A 20,434-nucleotide genomic window follows, 5' to 3' on the forward strand; every position below is an offset into this window, starting at 1 on the left:
AACACCGCGATAACCCGTGGTTGCGTCAAGATGAGTGATACTTGGCGGGTGCGCGCACGTAACGCCCAATCGGGGAGGCGTCCGTGATCAAAGTGATGCTGGCAGACGACGAGGACCTCGTCCGATCCGGCCTCAGGATGATTCTCAGCAGCGCCGGCGACATCGAGGTGGTCGCCGAGTGCGATGACGGCCTGCTCGTCGCCGACCTGGCACGACAGCACCGGCCGCACGTCGTGCTGCTCGATGTCCGCATGCGCTCGGCCGACGGCCTGGTCGCGCTGCGCAGGCTGCGCACGCTGCCCGAGCCGCCCAGGGTGGCCATGCTGACCACCTTCGACGTGGACGAGTACGTCAGCGAGGCCCTGCGGCTGGGGGCAAGCGGCTTCCTGCTCAAGGACACCGAGCCCGAGCAGCTGGTCAAGGCCGTGCGCGACCTCTCCCGTGGTGGGGCCGTGCTCGATCCCGGTGTCGCCGCCAGGGTGCTCGCCGCCGTGGCCGACGGGGAACGGGCCGCCGAGCCCGCGCGCAGGCTGCTCACCTCGCTGTCCGAGCGGGAGCGCGAGGTGCTGACGCTGATCGGCCAGGGCATGTCCAACGCCGAGATCGGTGGCGCCCTGCACCTGTCCGAGGCCACCGTGAAGGGCTACGTGTCCTCGGTCCTTGGCAAGATCGGCGCCGTGAACCGCGTGCAGGCCGCACTGGTCGCCTACCGCGGCGGCCTCATCGCGTAGCACCAACCCATGAACATCCCCCGCCACTCCCTGGGGGGCGACCCCGACACCAGTCTACCGCCCACCCCCGACACCTGATCTTGCTCAAGATCCACATGTGGACAACTCGCCGCCTGTGGACAAACGTTTGCGCCCAGGTCGGGCGAGGTCCGGGCGAGCCAACGGGGCCTGCGGCCCGGCTCAGCCCAACTCGGCGTGCTGGCCGTCCCGGCGGCTGGTGACGGCGGTGTCGTGCACCTCGACCCGGTTGCGGCCCTGCCGCTTGGCCCGGTACAGGGCGATGTCGGCGGCGGCGAACAACTGGTCCAGCTTGGCCGGACCGGCCGCCACGCCGATGGACACCGTGGGGCGGCGCGCGGTGCCCAGCACCATGGTCCACTCGTGCTGGTCCACGGCGGCGCGGATGCGCTCGGCCACGGCGGGGCCCACGTCGCTGGCGGAGGCGTCCCCGAGCAGCACCACGAACTCGTCGCCGGCCCACCGGGCCACGAGGTCCTCGCTGCGGCACTCGCGGCGCAGCAGGCGGGCGATCTCCCGCAGGGCGGCGTCCCCGGCCGCGTGCCCGGCGTCGTCGTTGACGTCCTTGAACCAGTCCACGTCCACCAGCACCAGCCAGGGCACCCGGCCCTTGGCGGCGGTCCCCTCCAACAGGCGGGGGGCGCTGCGCTCCAGGCCGAGGCGGTTGGCCAGCCCGGTCAGCGGGTCGCGGGCGGCGGCCTCCTGCGCGGCCATCGCCAGCCGCTGCGCCTGCACGGCGAGCCTGCGCTGCTCCAGGGCCTGCCCCAGGCCCTCCTGGAGGGTCTCGGCGGCCACCCGGCTGGCCTTGACGCTGCGCCGCAGGGCCGCGGCCTCGCCGACCGGGTCCGCCAGCTCGGCGCAGATCGCGGCCAGGTCCAGGGAGAAGCGCAGCAGCAGCGAGGTGTCGTTGATCTCCTCGGCCTCCCGCACCGCGCGGCTGCCCAGGGTGCGGGCGGTGACCAGGTCGCCCTGCTGGCGGTGCACGGCGGCGAGCACCCAGTTGCCCACCGAGGTCGACCACAGGTCCTCCCGCTGACGACCCGAGCGCAGCACCTCGGTGGCGTGCGCCTGGGCCTGGGCCAGGTCCCCGGTACCGGCCAGCGCGCGGCTGTAGGCCCCGCGCAGCGCCCAGTAGCTGGGGTCCTCGGGGCCGACCAGGGACAGGCCCTCCTCCAGGTGCTGGCGGGACTCGCCGAAGATCTCGTCGGCGTTGACCGGGGAGCCGTCCACGGCGCGGAAGTTCAGCGTGCCGCCCAGCCGTTGCAGGCTCTGCGCCAGGGTCGGCAGGTCCCCGGCCTCCCTGGCCACGTGCACCGCGAGCCGGATCATGTCCAGCGCGGCCCGCCGGTGGCCGATGCCCTCCAGCAGGTAGCCCAGCATGCTGATGGTGCGCGCGGCGGCGACGCCCTTGGGGCGTTCGGAGTCCAGATCGGTCCAGCCCTCGGCGGCCAGTTCCAGGGCGAGCGGGATGCGCCGCAGCCGCCAGGCCATGGTCGCCCGGAAGACCAGCACGTAGGAGCGGGACCAGCGGTCGCCGACCGGCGCACGGGAGATGACCTGGTCGAACAGGGTGTTCGCGTCCGCAACGCGGCCAGCATGAAGCAGCAGGCGCACTTGCTGGTCCTGCTCCGGGAGCTGACCCGCTACGGGCGAATCGTCCTGATCCACTTCAGTCCTCGACGTCCCCTGCTTCTCTCGATGCCGGTCCGACCCGGGTCAGGCTACCGGGATGGCCGCTGACCATACCTCTCGTGGTGCACAACGTCATCGAGTGGCAATCGTCGGCGCCAGCCGTGTCGCTCCAGATCGGGGGTGCCGGGCAGGTCCCGGACCGGGCCGACGCACAGCCAGGCGATGGGCCGCAGCCCGGCGGGCAGGCCGAGCAGGCGGCGCAGGAACTCCTCCCGGTAGAAGCTCACCCAGCCCACGCCGAGGCCCTCGGCGGTGGCGGCCAGCCACAGGTTCTCGATGGCCAGGCACACCGAGTACAGCCCGGCGTCGGCGATGGCGTGCCTGCCCAGCACGGCGGGCGAGCCCCGGTCCGGGTCGTAGCTGACCACGATGCCCAGGCTGGACTCCAGCACGCCCTCGATCTTGATCCGGGAGAACACCTCGGCCCGCTCGGCGTCCAGGGAGGCGGCGAACACGCTGCGCTCGGCCTGCACGTGGTCGCGGAAGGCGCGCCGGGTGGTGGCATCCTCCACCAGCACGAAGTCCCAGGGCTGGGACAGCCCCACGCTGGGGGCGGCATGTGCCGCGGACAGCACCCTGTGCAGCACCTCGGGGTCCACCGGCTCACCGGTGAACTCGGCACGGGTGTCGCGGCGTCGGTGCAGCACGTCGTAGAGCGTCACGGACGGCCATCCTGCCTCAGCCGGGGCCGGTGTCAGGACCGCGTCAACAGTCACCTGCGTCACGTCAAGGCTGTGGCAGGACCGCCGACGACCCGCTCGGGATGGGCTGCACTGGGTGGGTGGACATCCCCAGGTACGGCGCAGGCATGGGCGCGGCGCTCGGTTTCGGCATCGGCGTCGCCGCCACGACGATCGCGGCTGTGCTCGGCGCGGCCGACCACCCCGAGTTCGGACTGGTGCTGCTGGCGGTGCCGGTGGCCCTCGTGGCGGCCTGCACGAACGTGCCGGGGGCGGTGCTGGCCGCCGTGCAGTGCTGGGGCCTGTGGGCGGGCTTCCTGCTCGGTCGGCGCGGGGAGATCCCGATGACCGCCGAGAGCGGGCGGGCCCTGGTCGTGCTGGTGGCGGTCGCCCTGCTGGCGGGCGTGGCGGTCTCGGCCAGCAGGGCGGCCCACCTGGTCAGCGCGCGGCCACCCCGGGGTAGGGCAGCAGGGCCATCTCCCGTGCGTTCTTGATCGCGGTCGCGACCTGCTTCTGCTGCTGCGGGGTCAGCCCGGTCACCCGCCGGGAGCGGATCTTGCCCCGGTCGGAGATGAACTTGCGCAGCAGGGTGACGTCCTTCCAGTCCACCACGGTGACGCCCTCGCGCCTGAGCAGGTTGACCTTGCGCTTGGGCGGGCGGCGGTCGAGCTTGGCCACGGTCGTTCTCCTCACCAGCTGGACTTGCTGACACCGGGCAGCTCGCCGCGGTGCGCCTTCTCGCGCAGCCGCAGCCGGGACAGCCCGAACTTGCGGAAGTACGCGCGCGGCCTGCCGTCCACGGCGTCCCGGTTGCGCAACCGGGTGGGGCTGGCGTCGCGCGGCAGCTTCTGCAGGGCCAGGCCCGCGGCCTCGCGCTCGGCCTGGCTGGCACTCGCTGAGCCCTGCACGAGCTTGAGCTCGGCTCGCCGCTGCGCGTACCGGTCGACCACCGCGCGGCGCTGCGCGTCCTTGGCGATCTTGGACTTCTTGGCCATCAGCGCTCCTCCTTGAAGTCCACGTGCCTGCGCACCACCGGGTCGAACTTGCGCAGCACCATGCGGTCCGGGTCGTTGCGCCGGTTCTTGCGGGTCACGTACGTGTAGCCGGTGCCCGCGGTCGACCGGAGCTTGACGATCGGCCGCACCTCGTTGCGCGCCACTAGACCTTCACCCCACGCGCCCGCAGCTGGGCCACCACGGACTCGATGCCGCGCCGGTCGATGGTCTTGATGCCTTTCACCGACACCCGCAACGAGACCCAGCGGCCCTCCGAGGGCAGCCAGTAGCGGCGGCGCTGCACGTTGGGCAGCCAGCGGCGCGAGGTGCGCCGGTGGGAGTGGGAGACCTGCTTGCCGAAACCGGGCTCGCGGCCGGTCACCTGACACCGAGCGGACATGACCCTCCTTCCTCACTTGGTAACGACATCCGTTTTCACAAATCTTGTCCGGCAGGGTAGCGTGCGCCTGACGAAGATGGAAATCGTTCCCGTTAGGAGGGGCTGTGTCCGAGGACCGCCGTGTCCCGCTGCTGCTGGTCGGCGGCCTGGCCGCGACCGCGGCCAGCCAGGTTGCCGAGGAGCTGCTCACCGCGCAGGAGGGCACCTTCGTGGTGCACCACGACCTGCGGCGGATCACCGAGGGCGTGGTGCGGCGGCGGCTGCGGCACGGCAGGACCGATCGAACGGTCGTGCTGGAACTCGCGCACGGCTGCGTCTCCTGCACGCTGCGCGAGGACCTGCTGCCGCTGGTGCACACCCTGGCCGCCCGCGAGGACGTGCGGCGCATCGTGCTGCACCTGGACCCCGCGCTGGAGCCGGAGGCGATCTGCTGGGCGCTGCGGCACGTCGTGGTCGGCGAGCGCACCACCGAGGCCGTCGCCCGGGTCGAGGCGGTGGTCACGGCGATCGACGCGGCGACCTGGCTGGCCGACGCCGAGGGGGACGAACCGCTCGCCGAGCGCGGGCTGGCCGCCAGCGCCGACGACGAACGAACGGTCGCACAGGTGGTCGTGGGGCAGACCGAGTTCGCCGACGTGCTGGTGATCAGCGGTGCGGCGGCGGGCGCCTGGGAGACCGCCCGGCTGCACGCGGTGCTGGACCGGCTGGCGCCCACGGCGGTGCGCGCCCCGCTGGGCGGCTTGCAGTGGCTGGGGGCGATTCCCGAGCAGGCCCGCCGCGGGCGGCTGGACAGCCCGCACGGCCCGCTGCTGCGCGGCGAACCACCGCTGGAGCCGGACAGCGGGGTGTCGGTGGTGCTGTTCAGCCAGCGCAGGCCGTTTCACCCCGAACGACTGCACGAGACGCTCGACGTGCTGCTGGACGGCGTGATCCGCACGCGCGGCCGGGTCTGGGTGGCCAGCCAGCCCGATGTGGCGCTGTGGCTGGAATCCGCGGGCGGCGGGCTGCGCGTGGGGCACGCCGGGCCGTGGCTGGCGGCCCTGGACCCCGAGGACTGGGCTGGGGTGGACGCCGACCGGCGGGCGATGGCCGCGCTGAACTGGGACCCCTACTACGGGGACCGCGCGCAGGAGCTGGTGGTCGTCGCGCACGAGGCCAGCGGGCAGGACATCAGCGCGGCACTGCATGGGGCGCTGCTCACCGACGCCGAGCTGGCCGAGGGCTCCTCGGCCTGGGACGCCTACCCCGACCCGTTCGGCTCCTGGCACGTCGACCCCTGCGAGGACCGCGAGACCAGCGACGACAGCGTCGCGGGCAACAGGAAGGACCAGAACCGATGAAGCCGGGCATCCACCCCGACTACCACCCGGTGGTGTTCAAGGACGCCGCCACGGGGACCGCGTTCCTCACGCGGTCCACGGCCACCTCGGACAAGACGATCGAGTGGACCGACGGCAACACCTACCCGCTGCTGCTGGTGGACGTCACCGCCGACTCGCACCCCTTCTGGACCGGCGCGCAACGCGTCATGGACACCGCGGGCCGCGTGGAGAAGTTCCACCGCCGCTACGGTAGGCGGGGGGATCGCTGACATGGCAGTGCCCAAGCGCAAGACCTCGCGCAGCAACACCCGCCACCGCCGGTCCCAGTGGAAGGCGCAGGCCCCCGACCTGGTGCCGATCGTGGTGCGCGGCAAGCGGATCCTGGTGCCGCGCAAGCTGGTCGCCGCCTACCAGCGCGGATTGCTCGGCTGAGCCACCGGTGTCGCGTGCCACCCGGCGCGCGACACCGGCTCAGCGCACGGAGGTCTTCTGCGTGGAACCGTCGGGGGACTGGCGCCACTGGGTGAACGGCCGGTCGATGCTCCACACTCCCTGCTCGTCCCGCTCCAGCACGCGGAACTCGCAGTGGTTCGGATTGGACAGCGACTCGAACAGCTCGATGCTCCAGGAGAACAGCCTGCGGCACAGCAGGCGCATCGCCAGCCCGTGCGAGACGACCAGCACCGTGGTCGGGTGCGAGGACTGGCGCAGCATGCGCAGTTCCAGCTCGGCGAGGTAGCTGGCGACCCGGTCGTCCACGTCCGCCCCGGACTCGCCGTGCGCGAGCCGGTAGAAGAAGTGCCCGAACTCGTGCCGCTGGCGCTTCTGCACCTCCTGCTCCACCGGGTCCTGGAGGTTGCCCCAGTCCTGCTCGCGCAGCCTCGGCTCGGCGACGATGCGGTCCGCGAGGTCGTCGATCTCCATCAGTTGCAGGGTTTGCCTGGTGCGCAGGTACGGGCTCACGTACACCGCGATCGGGCCGGTGCCGAGCAGGGCGCGGATCCGCGGGCCGATGTCCACCGCCTGCTGCTCCCCGCGCGCGGTCAGCGGCAGCGCGTGGTCCGGGATGCGGCAGTAGGCCAGTTCGTCCACGTTGCCGAGGCTTTCCGCGTGCCGCACCAGGATGATCCTCATGTCCTCATTGTCCTGTCAGGCCCAACCGGACCAGCCGGTTCGCGTGGGGCAAACACCGCGTGGGTGCCCGTCACCTGCACTGATCCGTTCGGCGACGGGCATTCACGGATCGTAGGACCGATAGTCACGCAGAGCAGTCCCGGTGTGAGCTGTGCCTCTCCACCGGTCACGGCCTGCCCGTACGCTGCCAGCCGTGGTGCTTGAGCTGATCGGGCTAGTGGCCTTCGCGGCTTCTGGCGGGCTGGCCGCGGTGCGTGCCCGGCTCGACGTGTTCGGCGTTGTCGTCCTCGCCATGACCACCGCACTGGGCGGCGGCATCATGCGCGACCTGCTGCTCGGCGTGCACCCGCCGACCACCCTGCGCAGCTGGCCGTACCTGCTGGTGCCCGCGCTGAGCGGGCTGCTGGTGTTCTGGGCGCACCCGCAGGTGGCCCGGCTGCGGGTGGCCATGCAGCTGGCCGACGCGGTGGGGCTGGGGCTCGTCGTCACGGCGGGCACCACCACGGCCCTGCAACACGGCGTGCCCGCGTACACCGCCTGCCTGATCGGCATGACCGCGGGCATCGGCGGCGGGGCGCTGCGCGACGTACTGCTGCGGGAGATCCCCATGGTGCTGCGCAAGGAGATCTACGCCGTGGCGGCACTGGCCGGGGCCGTGGTGGTGGCGGTGGGCGCCTGGCTGGGACTGCCCGAGCTGTGGGGGACCGTGGTCGGCGCCGCCCTGGTCGTGACGATCAGGCTGCTGGCGCTGTGGCGGCGCTGGAACGCGCCGGTGCCCAAGGCCTGATCACGCGAGGAGCCGGCCCGCGCGCATTTCCCGCTGCTCGCCGGTGAACCTGCTGCGCAGCAAGCGGTCGTGCGAGACGACCACCAGCGCGCCCCGGTACCCGGACAGGGCCTGCTCCAGCTCCTCCACCAGGGTCAGCGACAGGTGGTTGGTCGGCTCGTCCAGCAACAGCAGATCCAGTTCGCGTACCACCAGCCGGGCCAGGGCCAGCCTGCGCCGCTGGCCCACGGACAGCACACCCGTGGGCACCGACAGGTCCTCCGGCCGGAACAGGCCCAGCCCGAGCAGGCGCTCCGCGTGCTCCTCGGGCACACCGGGCAGGCCTTGCGCGAAGGTGGCCAGCACGCTGCGCCTGGGCCGGGCCAGCGGCACCTCCTGCGGCAGGTAGCCGAACCGGCCCGCGCGGTGCACCTGGCCGCGATCCGGTTCCAGGGCACCGGCCAGCACCCGCAGCAGCGTGGACTTGCCCGCCCCGTTGTGGCCGTGCAGCAGCAGGCGGTCCCCGGAGCTGATCTCCAGCTCCGGCACGTCCAACCGGTCGCCGACCCGCACACCCCGCAGGCTGCCCAGCACCCCCGCGCGGCCCGCGTCGCCCACGTCCGCGCGGAACCGCAGCGGGTCCGGCGGGCGCGGCACCGGCTGCGCGGTGAGCCTGCGCAACTGCTCCTGGGCGTTGCGGACCTGCCGCGAGATGGTGTTCTGCACCCGGGCCCCGTGCCGGTCGAACCCCGCCTTGTTGCCGTCCCTGCGCCGGCCGTAGCCTACCTGGCGCGCGGTGGTCGCGGCCCGCTCGGTCAGCTCCCCGACCTGCTCGCACCACTGCTGGTGGGCCAGCTCCCAGCGGTGCCTGGCCGCGGCCTTCTCGGCCAGGAAGCCCGCGTAGCCCCCGCCGTAGCGGGTCACGGTCCGGCGCTCGGCGTCCACCTCGATGATCGCCGTGGCCACGCGGTCCAGGAACACCCGGTCGTGCGAGACCGCGACGACCGTGCCCCGGTGCGCCCGCAACCGGTCCTCCAGCCAGGTCATCGCCGCGGCGTCGAGGTGGTTGGTCGGCTCGTCGAGCAGCATCAGCTCCGGCGCCGCGGCCACCAGGCAGGCCAGGGCCAGCCTCGCCCGCTCCCCGCCGGACAGGCTGCCCAGCTCCCGGTCGCGCGGCAGCCAGGCGAGCCCGAGCCCGTGCAGCGCGGCGTCCACCCGCGCGTCGGCCTGGTAGCCCCCGCGCGCCTCGAAGGCCGCCAGCAGGTCCCCGTACTCGGCCAGCCCGCGCTCCCCGGAGTCGGCCAGCCCCGCCTCCGCCGCGCGCAGCGCCCGCTCCAGCTCGCGCAGGTCGGCCAGCGCCACGTCCACCGCCCGCGCGACCGTGGCGTGGTCGGGCAGCTCCAGGGTCTGTCCGAGGTGGCCGGTGCCGCCCCCGGCGTGCACGGTGACCTCACCGGAGTCGGGCCGCTCCAGCCCGGTGATCAGGCGCAGCAGGGTGGACTTGCCCGCCCCGTTCTCGCCGACCACCCCCACGTGCTCGCCTGGGCGCACGGTGAGGCTGACCTGGTCGAGCACGACTCGGTCCTGGAAGGACTTGCGGACACCCCGAAGGGCCAACTGAGACGTCATCTGATCCCGAACACTCGTAAGGGCACTGGGTGCGGAGGGTTCGTCAGATGACCACGTACCCAGGGTAGTGCGCGCCCCTGACCTCGTCACCCGAAAATGCACGGCTTGCGCTTGGACCCTTCTCAGGCGCCTCTCAGGCCCGCACGTAACACTGACTTCATGCGCATCCTCGTAGTGGACGACGACCGGGCCGTGCGCGAGTCGCTCCGTCGCTCGCTGCAGTTCAACGGCTATCAGGTCGAACTGGCCGGTGACGGCCAACAGGCGTTGCAGGCGGTCACGGAGCAGCGGCCCGACGCCATGGTCCTCGACGTGATGATGCCCCGGTTGGACGGACTCGAGGTGTGCCGCAGGCTGCGCGGCACCGGTGACGACCTGCCCATCCTGGTGCTCACCGCGCGCGACGCGGTGTCCGACCGGGTGGCCGGGCTGGACGCGGGCGCCGACGACTACCTGCCCAAGCCCTTCGCGCTGGAGGAGCTGCTGGCCAGACTGCGCGCGCTGCTGCGCAGGGCGGTCACCGACGAGGACAACGCCAAGCTGGGCACCGCCCCGACCCTGCGCTTCTCCGACCTGGAGCTGGACCCGGGCACCCGCGACGTGCGCCGCGGCGAGCGGCCGATCAGCCTGACCCGCACCGAGTTCAGCCTGCTGGAGCTGTTCCTGGCGCACCCCAAGCAGGTGCTGACCAGGGGCCGCATCCTGGAGGACGTCTGGGGCTACGACTTCCCGACCTCGGGCAACGCGCTGGAGGTCTACGTGGGCTACCTGCGCCGCAAGACCGAGGCCGAGGGTGAACCGCGCCTGCTGCACACGGTGCGCGGCGTGGGCTACGTGCTGCGGGAGACCCCTCCGTGACCGCGACCGAGTACCCCGAGGTGCACGGCGTGCCCGTGGAGCAGTTGCGCCCCCGCAAGCGCAGCCAGCGGATCTCGCTGCGCTCCAGGGTGACCCTGCTCACCGCGTTCTGCGTGGCGGGCGCGGTGGCACTGGTGTCCATCGGCGCCTACTTCACCGTGAGCCAGAACCTGTACGCCCAGGCCAGGGAGAGCCTGATCGTGCGGGTGCAGGCACTGAGCAAGTCGCTGTCGGGCAGCAGCGGGCCGCGGGTGGACGTGAACAACCTCTTCCCGCTGGAGGAGGTCCACGTGGACGTGGTGGACTCCAAGGGGTCCTCCTACGCCAACGTGCCCATGCCGATGCGGCTCAACCACGGCTGGCTCGGTGCCGGTGAGAAGGCAGTGGCCTCGGGCAGCTCCGAGGTCTCCAGCCGCGAGTACGGGGGCTACGAGATCGTGGCCGTGCCCTTCACCCAGGGCACGGCGCTGGTGGTGGCCGAACCGCTGGACCAGGTGGAGAACACGCTGAAGAAGCTCAGCCTGGTGCTGGTCTTCGTCGGGCTGGGCGGGGTGCTGGTCGCCGCGCTGGCGGGCACCGCCGTGGCCCAGGGCGGTCTGCGCCCGGTGAGCAGGCTGCGGCAGGCCACCGAGCGGGTGGCCGCCACGGGTGACCTCACGCCCATACCGGTGTCCGGGGACGACGAGCTCGCGCTGCTGACCACCAGCTTCAACGCGATGCTCGGCGCGCTGGCGGAGTCCCAGGAGCGGCAGCGCAGACTGGTCGGCGACGCCGGTCACGAGCTGCGCACCCCGCTGACCTCCTTGCGTACCAACCTGGAACTGCTGCTCGCCTCGGAGAAGCCTGGCGCACCAACGCTGTCCGAGCAGGACCGCGCAGAGATCTACGACGACGTGCGGGCGCAGATCGCCGAGATGACCACGCTGATCGGCGACCTGGTCGAGCTGGCCCGCGAGGACGCCCCGCAGGCCGTGCACGAGCCGGTGGAGCTGGTGGAGATCGTCGAGCGGGCGCTGGACCGGGCCCGCAGGCGCGGCTCGGGCGTGGGCTTCGAGGTGCAGCTGCAACCGTGGTTCCTGCTCGGTGAGGCACACGCCCTGGAGCGGGCCGTGCTCAACCTGCTGGACAACGCCATCAAGTTCAGCCCCTCCGACGGGGTGGTGCGGCTGACGATGCGCTCCACCACCGACGGGGCGATGCTGATCGAGGTGGCCGACAGCGGGCCGGGCATCGCCGAGGCCGACCTGCCGCACGTGTTCGAGCGGTTCTACCGGTCCTCGGAGGCGCGCACCCTGCCCGGTTCCGGGCTGGGGCTGGCCATCGTGGCGCAGGCCGTGCACCGGCACGGCGGCACGGTGTTCGCGGGCCGGGCACCCGAGGGCGGCGCGCTGATGACCATCAGGTTGCCAGGGCGCCCGACCCCGGCCGCCTCACCCCTTGGTTGAGCCCAGGGTCAGGCCGCCGACGAACTGCCGTTGCAGTGCGAAGAACACCACCAGGGTGGGCAGTGCCGCCAGCAACGACCCGGCCGCGACCAGGTTGTTGTCGGTGAAGAACTGCCCACCCAGGTTGTTCAGCGCCGAGGTGATCGGCATCCGGTCACCGGTCTGGATCAGCACGATCGCCCACAGGAAGTCGTTGTAGACCCAGGTGAACTCCAGGGTCGCCAGCGCGGCCAGCGCGGGGCGGCACAGCGGCAGCACCACCTGCCAGTACTGCCGGAACACCCCGGCCCCGTCCACCCTGGCGGCCTCGGTCAGCTCGTGCGGGATGGTCCTCATGTAGTTGCTCAGCACGAACGTGCAGAAACCGCTCTGGAAGGCCACGTGGATCAGCACCAGGCCGAACTGGGAGTCCAGCAGGTAACCGCTGTCGGACAGCCAGCCCGGCAGCGGGGTGAGCAGGTACAGCCGGTACAGCGGCACGACGATCACCTGCTGCGGCAACAGGTTGCCCGCGGTGAACAGCATGAGCAGCAGCAGGTTGAACCGGAAGCTGAAGCGGGACAGCACGAAGGCCACCAGCGAGCTGAACAGCAGGGTGACCAGCACCGCGGGCACGGCCACGAACAGCGTGTTCAGGTAGTAGTGCGGCAGGTCCGCCTGGGTCCAGGCGTTGGCGAAGTTGTCCAGGGTCAGCGTGGACGGCCAGGAGAAGTAGCCGTGCGTGGCGGTGTCGGCGTAGCCGCGCAGCGAGGCGAACACCGCCCACAGCAGCGGGGCCAGCCACACCAGGCAGGTCAGGACCAGGAACGTGTGCAGGGCGACGCGGCCCGCGTTCGGTCGCAGCGTGCTCACGAGCGTTCCTCCCTGCGGAACACCTGCACCAGGTAGGTGATGATGAACCCGAGCGAGATCGCCAGCAGCACCACGGCCAGCGCCGAGCCCCAGCCGATCCGGCTCGCCTCGCCGATGATGTTGTCGGTGATCAGGATGGACAGCAGTTCCAGCCCGTTGCGGCCCTTGTTGAGGATGTAGACGATGTCGTAGGCCCGCAGCGCCTCGATCACCGTCACCACCAGCACGATGATCGTGATCGGCCGCAGCACCGGCAGGGTCACCCGCCAGAAGGTCTGCCAGGAGTTGGCCCCGTCCAGTGCCGCGGCCTCCTTCAGCGCCGGGTCCATCGCCTTGAGCCCGGCCAGGAACAGCAGCATCACGTAGCCCGCGTGCCGCCAGCCCGCGGCCACCAGCACCGCGTACAGGTTGATGTCCGGGTCGCCCAGCCAGTTCACGTGCAGCCCGGCGAGGTTGTTCAGCAGGCCCTGGTCGGGCTGGTAGACCAACTGCCAGATGAAGCCGACCAGGGCCAGCGAGAGCACCATCGGCAGGTACAGCACGCTCTGGTAGAGCGCGCCGAAGCGCAGCCTGCGGTCCAGCAGCACCGCGAGCAGCAGCCCGAACCCGGTGGGCAGCACGATGAGGAACAGCAGCCACACCAGGTTGTGTTGCAGTGCGGGCCAGAACCTCGGGTAGTGCGTGAAGATGTCCACGTAGTTCTGCACGCCAACCCAGTGGATGTCGGCCAGCCCGCCGATGCCGTCCCACTCGGTGAACGACAGCCCGACCGAGGCCAGCGCGGGCAGCCAGACCAGCGCCACGTGCAGCAGGGTCGGGATGCCCAGCATCAGTGCGACGACCAGCCGGTCGCCACCGGCCAGCGCGGTGGCCCTGTTCCTGTTGCGCACGGCCGCTACTTCGCGAAGATCGACTTTGCCTGCTCGGCGATGCCGCTGAGCACGGAGTCGACCTCGTTCGGCTTCTGCAGGAAGCTGTTGATGCCGTTGGTCATGGCGTCACCGGCGAAGCCCGGATCGGTGTCCCGGTCGAGGAACTGCGTGATGTGCTTGGCGTTGCGGACGAACTCCACGCACTTGCGCTGGAGCTCGTTGTAGCCGCCTTCGTCCACTTTGGAGCTCGCGGCGATGGAGGTGGGGTCGCTCTTGAGGTAGGTCAGCTGCGCCTCGGGGGTGGACAGGTAGGCGAGCAGCTTGCGACCGCCGTCGAGGTTGGCCGCCTTCCGCGACAGCATGAAGCCGTCGATCGGGGCCTCCACGGTGTCGGTGCCGAAGCTCGGGTCGATCTCCGGGAAGGCGAAGAAGTCCAGGTCGTCCAGCTTCTTGGCGAACTGCTGGCCGATCTGCTGCGAGCCGATCAGCATCATGCCCGAGGTGCCCGCGAGCACGCCCTGCGCGGCCTCCTCCCACTTCCGGCCCAGCGCGTTGTCCTGGTACAGCGGGAGCAAGCGCTTCCAGTTGTCGAAGACGGCGCGGACCTTGGCGCCCTTCCAGTCCTCCTTGCCCGCCATCAGGCTCTTGTGGAACTCGTAGCCGTTGGTGCGGAAGTTGAGCTGGTCGAAGGTGCCCAGCTGGGGCCAGCCGTTGCTCTGCCCCGCCGCGAGCGCGACCAGCCCGTCGGCGCGCATCCTGGTGCCCAGTGCGATCAGCTCGTCGAAGGTCTTGGGCACCTGGTAGCCGTGCTTGCTCCAGGTGCTCTTGGAGTAGAACAGCGCCCAGGGGTAGGAGTAGAACGGCACGAAGTACTGCTTGCCGTCGTCCCCGGTGGAGGCCTCGCGCTGCGCCGCGGTGTAGTTGTCGCCGAGCTGTCCCCACAGGTCGGAGATGTCGGTGGCCAGGCCCTTCGCGGCGAAGAAGCGCATCCGGTAGCCCGCGAACCAGGTGTAGACGTCGTCCGGGTGGCCCTGCAGGTAGTTGTTGATCTGCTGCTGGAAGGTCTCGTGGTCCTTGGTGTTGATCGACAGCCCGAGCCCCGACTTGGCCTTGAACCCGTCCAGCACCGCGGCGATCGCCTGCCGGGGCACCGCGTCGGAGTAGTTCGAGCCGAACGTGACGGACTTGGCGTCGGAGCCCGCGGCACCGGAGCCGCAGGCGGCCAGTCCGGGCGTGGCGGCCAGCCCCGTGGCGGCCAGCAGCGCCTTGAGCGCGGTCCTGCGGTCCAGTGTGGGCATGGGTCTCGGGCGCACCATCGAGCCCCTCCTCCGGGTGAGTGGAACCAACGTACTCAAACAAAGTTGCGCACAATGTTGTACTCGTCACACCGGTTGTCAATACCCTTCCGAATCGGGTTACTCCAGCTAGAGCAGCCTTTTCGAGGAGTGACTGCGGTTGGTAACTGTGACGGGGCGCACAGTTATTAACATGGGCTGTGTTTGACTGTGTTGACGTTTGGTGTATCTGTGCGCCACCCTGGCGAGCGTGACCGGGTGGCCGAAGCGTGTGCCTGGCCTCTGCTGGGGTGCGGACTACAACCCGGAGCAGTGGCCTGAGCAGGTATGGGCCCAGGACGTGGCCCTGATGCGCGAAGCCGGGGTCAACCTGGTCAGCGTGGGCATCTTCTCCTGGGCCCTGCTGGAGGTCGAGGAGGGCCGTTACGAGTTCGGCTGGCTCGACCGCGTGCTGGACCTGCTGCACGAAGGCGGCATCCGGGTCGACCTGGCCACCGCCACCGCCTCACCGCCGCCCTGGCTCACCCACCGGTACCCCGAGGTGCTGCCGGTGCGCGAGGACGGGGTGCGGTTCAGCCACGGCTCACGCCAGGAGTACTGCCCGAACTCCCCGGTCTACCGCGAGAAGTCCGTTGCCCTGGCTGAGAAGTTGGCGCTGCGCTACGCCGAACACCCGGCGCTGGCGGCCTGGCACGTCAACAACGAGTACGGCTGCCACGTGCGGCGCTGCTACTGCCAGCGCTGCGCCGAGGCCTTCCGCGAGTGGCTGAAAGCCCGCTACAGCAAGGACTTGGCCGCACTGAACGAGGCATGGGGCACCGCCTTCTGGAGCCAGCACTACTCGGACTGGGCCCAGGTCCAGCCGCCGAGGGTGACGCCGACCTACGGCAACCCCGGGCAGTTGCTGGACTTCGACCGGTTCGGCAGCGACACCCTGCTGGAGCTGTTCGTGGCCGAGCGGGACGTGCTGCGCGCGATCACCCCCGACGTGCCGGTCACCACGAACTTCATGGCGGGCTGGACCTTCGGCGCGCTGGACTACTGGTCCTGGGCGCGTGAGGTCGACTTCGTGTCCAACGACCACTACACCCGTGCCGAGGACGAGCAGCGGCACGTGGAGCTGGCGCTGTCCGCCGACCTCGTGCGCGGACTGGCCGGCGGCAAGCCGTGGCTGCTGATGGAGCACTCCACCTCGGCGGTCAACTGGCAGCCCCGCAACCGCGCCAAGCAACCCGGTGAGCTGGCCCGCAACTCCCTGTCCCACGTGGCGCGCGGCGCGGACGGCACGCTGTTCTTCCAGTGGCGCGCCTCGCGGGCCGGTGCCGAGCGCTACCACTCGGCGATGCTGCCGCACGCGGGCTCCGACACCCGCGTGTTCCGCGAGGTGTGCGAGCTCGGCGCCGCCTACCGGCGCTGCGCGGAACTGGTCGGGTCCACTGTGGACGCCCAGGCCGCGCTGGTGTTCGACTTCCAGGCCGGGTGGGCCGCCGAGCAGCCCGCCCACCCCACCCAGGACTTCCGCTACCACGAGGCGGTCCTCGGGGTGTACCGGGCGCTGTGGCAGGCCGGGATCACCGTGGACGTGGTGCCGCCCTCCGCCGACCTGGGCCGCTACCCGCTGGTGGTCGTGCCCGCGCTCTACCTGGTCAGCGATGAGAACGCACGATCGTTCGATCAGTACGTGGCCGCGGGCGGGCACCTGCTGATGACCTGGTTCTCCGGCATCACCGACGAGCACGCCCGCGTCCGGCTGGGCGGCTACCCCGGTGCCTTCGCCGACCTGCTCGGTGTCCGGGTGGAGGAGTTCTACCCGCTCGGCGCCGGGGAGCGGGTCCGGCTCAGCAACGGTGCGACGGCAGACACCTGGACCGAGCTGCTGCACCCCGAGGGCGCCGAGGTCGTGGCGTCCCATGTGGACGGCCCGCTGCCCGGGGTGCCCGCGATCACCCGCAACGAGCACGGCTCGGGTCTGGCCTGGTACGTGGCGACCACGCTGGACCCCGACTCGATGCTCGGGCTGGTGCGCGAGGTCGCCGAGCGCGCCGGTGCACGACCGGTCGTGCGGGCACCTGCCGGGGTGGAGGTCGTGCGCAGGACCGGCGAAGGTCCGCGGGGGCCGATATCGTGGCTGGTGGTGGTCAACCACACCGGGGCGGAGGTCGTCCTGCCGGTCCGGGGTATCGAACTGGCCGCGGGCAGCGATGTGCCCGGTTGTCTGGCGGTGCCCGCTGGTGGGACCGCCGTGGTCCGGGAGGTGTGATGTGCTCGCCCGTCAGCGTCAGGCGGTGATCCTGGAGGAGATCCGGCGCACCGGTGCGGTGAAGGTCAGCGACCTGGTCATCCGGCTGGGCGTCTCGGACATGACCGTGCGCCGGGACCTGGACGTGCTGGCCGGCCGCGGGCTGGTGGAGAAGGTGTACGGCGGGGCGACCACGGTTGCCGGGCGCAGCACCGACGAGCCGGGCTTCGAGGCCAAGTCCGTGCGCCAGCTGCCGGAGAAGGAGTACATCGCCCGGCTGGCCGCCGAACTGGTGCGGCCGGGCACGGCGATCGGCCTGTCCGCGGGGACCACCACCTGGACCATGGCCCGCTTCCTGGACGACGTGCCGGACCTGACCGTGGTGACCAACTCGATCCGGGTCGCCGACGTGCTCCAGCAGCGCGGCAGAACCGATCGAACGGTCGTGCTGACAGGTGGGGTGCGCACCCCCTCCGACGCGCTGGTCGGCCCGGTGGCCGTGCAGGCGCTGCGGGCACTGCACCTGGACGTGGTCTTCCTCGGCGTGCACGGCATGGCCCCGCGCGCCGGGTTCACCACCCCGAACCTCAACGAGAGCGAGACCAACCGCGCGCTGGTCGACGCCGCGAGCAAGGTCGTCGTGGTGGCCGACAGCACCAAGTGGGGCACCGTGGGCATCTCCACGATCGCCGACCTCGACGAGGCCGACGTGCTGGTGAGCGACGTCGGCCTGAACACCGACGCCAGGGAAGTGCTCACCGAGCACGTGGGCGAACTGCGGCTCGCCGAGCCGCCGGACGAGAAGGAACAGGGAGTAGGTGCGTGACCGAGCTCACGGGCGGGACGTCCACCGGGATCACCAGGACCTCGCGGAGGCTGGCGGACGGCCGGGAGATCATCTACTTCGACGACACACCACAGGCGCCACCGCGCACCGCGGTGGACACCAGGGACCTGCCTGAGCAGGCGCCGCGCTCGGAGGTGCGCCGCGACCCGCTGACCGGGGAGTGGGTGGCCATGGCCGCGCACCGGCAGACCCGCACCTACAAGCCGCCCGCCGACCTGTGTCCGCTGTGCCCGAGTACCGAGGGGCGGCCCACCGAGGTCCCCGAGTCCAGCTACGACGTGGTGGTGTTCGAGAACCGCTTCCCGTCCTTCGCCCAGGACGTACCGGAGATCCCCGCCACCGTGGCGGGCATGCCGATGGTGGCGCGCGCCGCGGGCAGGGGTCGCTGCGAGGTCGTGTGCTTCACCTCCGAGCACACCAAGTCCTTCGGCCAGCTCACACCTTCCCGGGTGCGGACCGTGGTGGACGCCTGGGCCGATCGCACCGAGGCGCTCAGCGCCCTGCCCGGGGTGGAACAGGTCTTCCCGTTCGAGAACCGCGGCGAGGAGATCGGGGTGACGCTGAGCCACCCGCACGGGCAGATCTACGGCTACCCCTTCGTCACGCCCAAGACCGAGCGCATGCTCGCCGTGGCCGAGCAGTACCAGCGCATGAACGGTCGTGCGGTGCTGGGCGACGTGCTCGCCGCCGAGCGCGCCGCGGGGACCCGCGTCATCGAGACCTCCGAGCACTGGACGGCCTTCGTGCCCTCGGCGGCCCGCTGGCCGGTGGAGGTGCACGTGGTGCCGCACCGCCAGGTGCCCGACCTGCCCGCGCTGTCCGAGGCCGAGCGGGACGACTTCGCCCAGCTCTACCTGCGCGTGCTGGGCAGGCTCGACGCGCTGTACGACCGTCCACTGCCCTACATCGCGGCCTGGCACCAGGCGCCGGTCCGCACCGGGCGGGACCTGTCCTGGCTGCACCTGGAGGTCTTCTCGGTGCTGCGCACGGCCGACAAGCTCAAGTACCTGGCCGGTTCCGAGTCGGGCATGGCCGTGTGGATCAACGACGTGACCCCGGAGCAGATCGCCGAGCGGCTGCGCGCGGTCGGCTGAATTTCCTCACCCGACCCCTAGGTGTGTCTCAGGTCGCTCTCAGCAACACCCGGCACAGTAGGTGCCATGACCGAGAACTTCCCGGGAGCCGCGGGGTCCACTCCTGAGCGGCCCGAGCAGTCAGCCGACCAGGCGGCCCAGCAGGGCGCGAGCACGCCGCCGCCCGCCACGGGGAGCACCCCGCCGTCCACGCCGCAGAGCCCGTGGGCGCCGGGGTACACCGGGCAGCCCGCCGGACAGGGCGCGCCGGGTCACGAGCAACCCGCGCAGGTGCAGGGCCTGCCGGGTCAGGAGCCGCCGACGGGTCAGTGGCAGCAGGGGCCCCAGCCCTTCGGCGGTTACCAAACCTTCGACGGGCAGCAGGGTCCGACAACCGTGCACATGCCCGTCGCCGAACCCCGCCGCTCCGGCGGCGCCAAGCTGGTGGTCGGGGTCACCGTGCTGGCGCTGCTGGTCGGCGGAGGGGCGGGCGCGCTGGGTGGTTACCTGTTCGCCCAGCAGGGCGGCCAGGTGATCAACGCGCTCAACGCGCCCGCCCCGGCCAAGAACGCCTCCAACGTGACCCCCGGGTCCGTCACCGACGTGGCGAACAAGGTGGCGCCCGCGGTGGTCGAGATCAAGACCCAGGAGGGCGAGGGCTCCGGCATCGTCGTCACCAGCGACGGCACCATCCTCACCAACAACCACGTGATCGCCTCCGCCGCGGGCGGCGGGCAGATCGAGGTGGACTTCTCCAACGGCAAGAAGGCCGCCGCCGTCATCATCGGCCGCGACCCGACGACCGACGTGGCCGTGATCAAGGCGCAGAACGTGTCCGGGCTGACCACCGCGCAACTGGGCCGCTCCGACGACCTCCAGATCGGCCAGCAGGTGGTGGCCATCGGCTCGCCCTTCGACCTGGCGGGCACCGTCACCACCGGCATCGTCAGCTCGCTGCACCGGCCGGTGAACGTGGGCTCCGAGCAGCCGCAGACCCCGCGCGGCCGGGGCAACGGCGGCGGGCTGGGCAACCAGGGCCAGAGCCAGGACCAGGGCCAGACCTCGCAGGCCACCGTGCTGGACGCGATCCAGACCGACGCCTCGATCAACCCGGGCAACTCCGGCGGCCCGCTGCTGAACATGCAGGGCCAGGTCATCGGCATCAACTCGGCGATCTCCAGCCCGGGTTCCTCGGCGCAGAGCCAGGGCGGCTCGGTGGGCATCGGCTTCGCCATCCCGGTCGACCAGGCCAAGCGGACCGCGCAGCAGATCCAGCAGACCGGCAAGGCCACGCAGACCCTGCTGGGCGTGACCGTGGGCAACGCCGACAGCGGCGGGGCCTCGGTGCAGACCGTCACCGCGGGCGGCGCGGCCGAGCAGGCCGGGCTCAAGCCGGGCGATGTGGTGACCAAGCTGAACGACCGTGCGATCACCACCTCGGACTCCCTGGTGGCCGCCGTGCACGCCCAGGCCCCCGGCGACAAGGTCACGCTGACCCTGGCCAGCGGCAAGACCGTGGAGGCCACCCTGACCGGGGTCCCGGTCAACGTCCAGAACTGATCGACCAAGCTCCCGGTCCGCCGCCA

At 71.4% G+C, this 20,434-nt stretch carries 23 protein-coding genes; 12 read left to right on the forward strand and 11 right to left on the reverse strand.

What is annotated here, in order from left to right; genetic code table 11:
• Positions 1 to 83 precede the first annotated feature (83 nt).
• A complete protein-coding gene (locus KALB_RS03535) occupies positions 84 to 731 on the forward strand; it encodes a response regulator (protein WP_025354346.1) in 648 nt (215 codons plus the stop codon).
• 180 nt (positions 732 to 911) lie between these two features.
• On the opposite strand, the gene KALB_RS03540 is transcribed toward KALB_RS03535, so the two are convergent.
• Both KALB_RS03540 and bluB read right to left on the reverse strand, forming a co-directional pair.
• The gene (locus KALB_RS03540) at positions 912 to 2,363 is read right to left on the reverse strand and encodes a GGDEF domain-containing protein (RefSeq protein WP_236650164.1); all 1,452 of its coding nucleotides are present in this window, start codon (positions 2,361 to 2,363) and stop codon (positions 912 to 914) included.
• Positions 2,364 to 2,470: 107 nt separating this feature from the next.
• The gene (gene bluB, locus KALB_RS03545; RefSeq protein WP_025354348.1) at positions 2,471 to 3,103 is read right to left on the reverse strand and encodes a 5,6-dimethylbenzimidazole synthase; all 633 of its coding nucleotides are present in this window, start codon (positions 3,101 to 3,103) and stop codon (positions 2,471 to 2,473) included.
• Between the two features lie 119 nt (positions 3,104 to 3,222).
• Here bluB and KALB_RS03550 point away from each other — a divergent pair, with 119 nt between their 5' ends.
• Positions 3,223 to 3,615, forward strand: a complete 393-nt coding sequence (locus KALB_RS03550; protein ID WP_148309336.1) for a hypothetical protein — start codon at positions 3,223 to 3,225, stop codon at positions 3,613 to 3,615.
• Here the strand turns inward: KALB_RS03550 and rpsR are convergent.
• The 4 genes from rpsR to rpmB are packed head-to-tail and all read right to left on the reverse strand — an operon-like array spanning position 3,560 to position 4,516.
• Positions 3,560 to 3,799 carry a 30S ribosomal protein S18 gene (rpsR, locus tag KALB_RS03555; RefSeq protein ID WP_025354350.1) on the reverse strand — a complete coding sequence of 80 codons (240 nt, stop codon included), beginning with the start codon at positions 3,797 to 3,799 and terminating at the stop codon, positions 3,560 to 3,562. The genes KALB_RS03550 and rpsR overlap by 56 nt on opposite strands.
• An 11-nt stretch (positions 3,800 to 3,810) precedes the next feature.
• Entirely contained in the window at positions 3,811 to 4,116 is a 306-nt protein-coding gene (rpsN, locus tag KALB_RS03560; protein ID WP_025354351.1) for a 30S ribosomal protein S14, read from the reverse strand.
• The gene (gene rpmG, locus KALB_RS03565; protein WP_025354352.1) at positions 4,116 to 4,280 is read right to left on the reverse strand and encodes a 50S ribosomal protein L33; all 165 of its coding nucleotides are present in this window, start codon (positions 4,278 to 4,280) and stop codon (positions 4,116 to 4,118) included. The genes rpsN and rpmG overlap by 1 nt, the downstream gene beginning before the upstream one ends.
• A complete protein-coding gene (gene rpmB, locus KALB_RS03570) occupies positions 4,280 to 4,516 on the reverse strand; it encodes a 50S ribosomal protein L28 (protein ID WP_025354353.1) in 237 nt (78 codons plus the stop codon). Before rpmB ends, rpmG begins: the two co-directional genes overlap by 1 nt.
• A gap of 104 nt (positions 4,517 to 4,620) precedes the next feature.
• Here rpmB and mrf point away from each other — a divergent pair, with 104 nt between their 5' ends.
• From mrf to rpmF, 3 genes are read left to right on the forward strand one after another with little or no spacing between them, the layout of a single operon-like run.
• Positions 4,621 to 5,856, forward strand: coding sequence for a ribosome hibernation factor-recruiting GTPase MRF (gene mrf / locus KALB_RS03575; protein ID WP_025354354.1), 1,236 nt, complete (start codon positions 4,621 to 4,623; stop codon positions 5,854 to 5,856).
• Complete coding sequence (locus KALB_RS03580) at positions 5,853 to 6,107, forward strand: type B 50S ribosomal protein L31 (protein WP_025354355.1); 255 nt, start codon at positions 5,853 to 5,855, stop codon at positions 6,105 to 6,107. The genes mrf and KALB_RS03580 overlap by 4 nt, the downstream gene beginning before the upstream one ends.
• A 1-nt stretch (position 6,108) precedes the next feature.
• Positions 6,109 to 6,270 (forward strand): 50S ribosomal protein L32, encoded by a 162-nt coding sequence (rpmF, locus tag KALB_RS03585; protein WP_025354356.1) that lies wholly within the window; start codon positions 6,109 to 6,111, stop codon positions 6,268 to 6,270.
• 39 nt (positions 6,271 to 6,309) lie between these two features.
• On the opposite strand, the gene KALB_RS03590 is transcribed toward rpmF, so the two are convergent.
• On the reverse strand, positions 6,310 to 6,972 hold the full coding sequence (locus KALB_RS03590) for a histidine phosphatase family protein (protein ID WP_025354357.1): 663 nt from the start codon (positions 6,970 to 6,972) through the stop codon (positions 6,310 to 6,312).
• Between the two features lie 184 nt (positions 6,973 to 7,156).
• Here KALB_RS03590 and KALB_RS03595 point away from each other — a divergent pair, with 184 nt between their 5' ends.
• Complete coding sequence (locus KALB_RS03595; RefSeq protein ID WP_035971223.1) at positions 7,157 to 7,759, forward strand: trimeric intracellular cation channel family protein; 603 nt, start codon at positions 7,157 to 7,159, stop codon at positions 7,757 to 7,759.
• Here the strand turns inward: KALB_RS03595 and abc-f are convergent, their stop codons facing one another.
• On the reverse strand, positions 7,760 to 9,367 hold the full coding sequence (abc-f, locus tag KALB_RS03600) for a ribosomal protection-like ABC-F family protein (protein WP_025354359.1): 1,608 nt from the start codon (positions 9,365 to 9,367) through the stop codon (positions 7,760 to 7,762).
• Between the two features lie 159 nt (positions 9,368 to 9,526).
• Between abc-f and KALB_RS03605 the strand changes: the two genes are divergently transcribed.
• Together KALB_RS03605 and KALB_RS03610 are read left to right on the forward strand one after the other, a co-directional pair.
• A complete protein-coding gene (locus KALB_RS03605) occupies positions 9,527 to 10,225 on the forward strand; it encodes a response regulator transcription factor (protein ID WP_025354360.1) in 699 nt (232 codons plus the stop codon).
• The gene (locus KALB_RS03610; protein ID WP_025354361.1) at positions 10,222 to 11,670 is read left to right on the forward strand and encodes a HAMP domain-containing sensor histidine kinase; all 1,449 of its coding nucleotides are present in this window, start codon (positions 10,222 to 10,224) and stop codon (positions 11,668 to 11,670) included. The genes KALB_RS03605 and KALB_RS03610 overlap by 4 nt, the downstream gene beginning before the upstream one ends.
• On the opposite strand, the gene KALB_RS03615 is transcribed toward KALB_RS03610, so the two are convergent.
• Genes KALB_RS03615 through KALB_RS03625 form a run of 3 tightly spaced genes read right to left on the reverse strand, consistent with a single transcriptional unit; the run spans position 11,656 to position 14,710 of the window.
• Positions 11,656 to 12,522 (reverse strand): carbohydrate ABC transporter permease, encoded by an 867-nt coding sequence (locus KALB_RS03615; RefSeq protein ID WP_025354362.1) that lies wholly within the window; start codon positions 12,520 to 12,522, stop codon positions 11,656 to 11,658. The genes KALB_RS03610 and KALB_RS03615 overlap by 15 nt on opposite strands.
• A complete protein-coding gene (locus KALB_RS03620; RefSeq protein WP_025354363.1) occupies positions 12,519 to 13,412 on the reverse strand; it encodes a carbohydrate ABC transporter permease in 894 nt (297 codons plus the stop codon). Before KALB_RS03620 ends, KALB_RS03615 begins: the two co-directional genes overlap by 4 nt.
• Before the next feature lie 5 nt (positions 13,413 to 13,417).
• Complete coding sequence (locus KALB_RS03625; protein ID WP_025354364.1) at positions 13,418 to 14,710, reverse strand: ABC transporter substrate-binding protein; 1,293 nt, start codon at positions 14,708 to 14,710, stop codon at positions 13,418 to 13,420.
• A gap of 229 nt (positions 14,711 to 14,939) precedes the next feature.
• Here KALB_RS03625 and KALB_RS03630 point away from each other — a divergent pair, with 229 nt between their 5' ends.
• From KALB_RS03630 to KALB_RS03645, 4 genes are all read left to right on the forward strand, one after another.
• Positions 14,940 to 16,949: a beta-galactosidase gene (locus KALB_RS03630; protein WP_030107882.1), complete on the forward strand. Its 2,010-nt coding sequence runs from the start codon at positions 14,940 to 14,942 to the stop codon at positions 16,947 to 16,949.
• 1 nt (position 16,950) lies between these two features.
• On the forward strand, positions 16,951 to 17,754 hold the full coding sequence (locus KALB_RS03635) for a DeoR/GlpR family DNA-binding transcription regulator (protein ID WP_025354366.1): 804 nt from the start codon (positions 16,951 to 16,953) through the stop codon (positions 17,752 to 17,754).
• A gap of 29 nt (positions 17,755 to 17,783) precedes the next feature.
• On the forward strand, positions 17,784 to 18,869 hold the full coding sequence (gene galT, locus KALB_RS03640) for a galactose-1-phosphate uridylyltransferase (RefSeq protein ID WP_025354367.1): 1,086 nt from the start codon (positions 17,784 to 17,786) through the stop codon (positions 18,867 to 18,869).
• A gap of 66 nt (positions 18,870 to 18,935) precedes the next feature.
• Positions 18,936 to 20,408, forward strand: a complete 1,473-nt coding sequence (locus tag KALB_RS03645; RefSeq protein WP_025354368.1) for a S1C family serine protease — start codon at positions 18,936 to 18,938, stop codon at positions 20,406 to 20,408.
• The last annotated feature ends 26 nt before the right edge of the window (positions 20,409 to 20,434 follow it).

Source organism: Kutzneria viridogrisea DSM 43870 (assembly GCF_000525635.1).
GTDB classification, from domain to species: Bacteria; Actinomycetota; Actinomycetes; order Mycobacteriales; family Pseudonocardiaceae; genus Kutzneria; species Kutzneria viridogrisea.

Bases quoted from the DNA above. Each gene is read 5' to 3' on its own strand.
- KALB_RS03625 (WP_025354364.1), bottom strand. From the start codon at position 14,710: ATGGTGCGCCCGAGACCCATGCCCACACTGGACCGCAGGACCGCGCTC.
- KALB_RS03580 (WP_025354355.1), top strand. From the start codon at position 5,853: ATGAAGCCGGGCATCCACCCCGACTACCACCCGGTGGTGTTCAAGGAC.
- rpmF (WP_025354356.1), top strand. From the start codon at position 6,109: ATGGCAGTGCCCAAGCGCAAGACCTCGCGCAGCAACACCCGCCACCGC.
- abc-f (WP_025354359.1), bottom strand. From the start codon at position 9,367: ATGACGTCTCAGTTGGCCCTTCGGGGTGTCCGCAAGTCCTTCCAGGAC.
- KALB_RS03645 (WP_025354368.1), top strand. From the start codon at position 18,936: ATGACCGAGAACTTCCCGGGAGCCGCGGGGTCCACTCCTGAGCGGCCC.
- KALB_RS03590 (WP_025354357.1), bottom strand. From the start codon at position 6,972: ATGAGGATCATCCTGGTGCGGCACGCGGAAAGCCTCGGCAACGTGGAC.
- rpsN (WP_025354351.1), bottom strand. From the start codon at position 4,116: ATGGCCAAGAAGTCCAAGATCGCCAAGGACGCGCAGCGCCGCGCGGTG.
- rpmB (WP_025354353.1), bottom strand. From the start codon at position 4,516: ATGTCCGCTCGGTGTCAGGTGACCGGCCGCGAGCCCGGTTTCGGCAAG.
- KALB_RS03605 (WP_025354360.1), top strand. From the start codon at position 9,527: ATGCGCATCCTCGTAGTGGACGACGACCGGGCCGTGCGCGAGTCGCTC.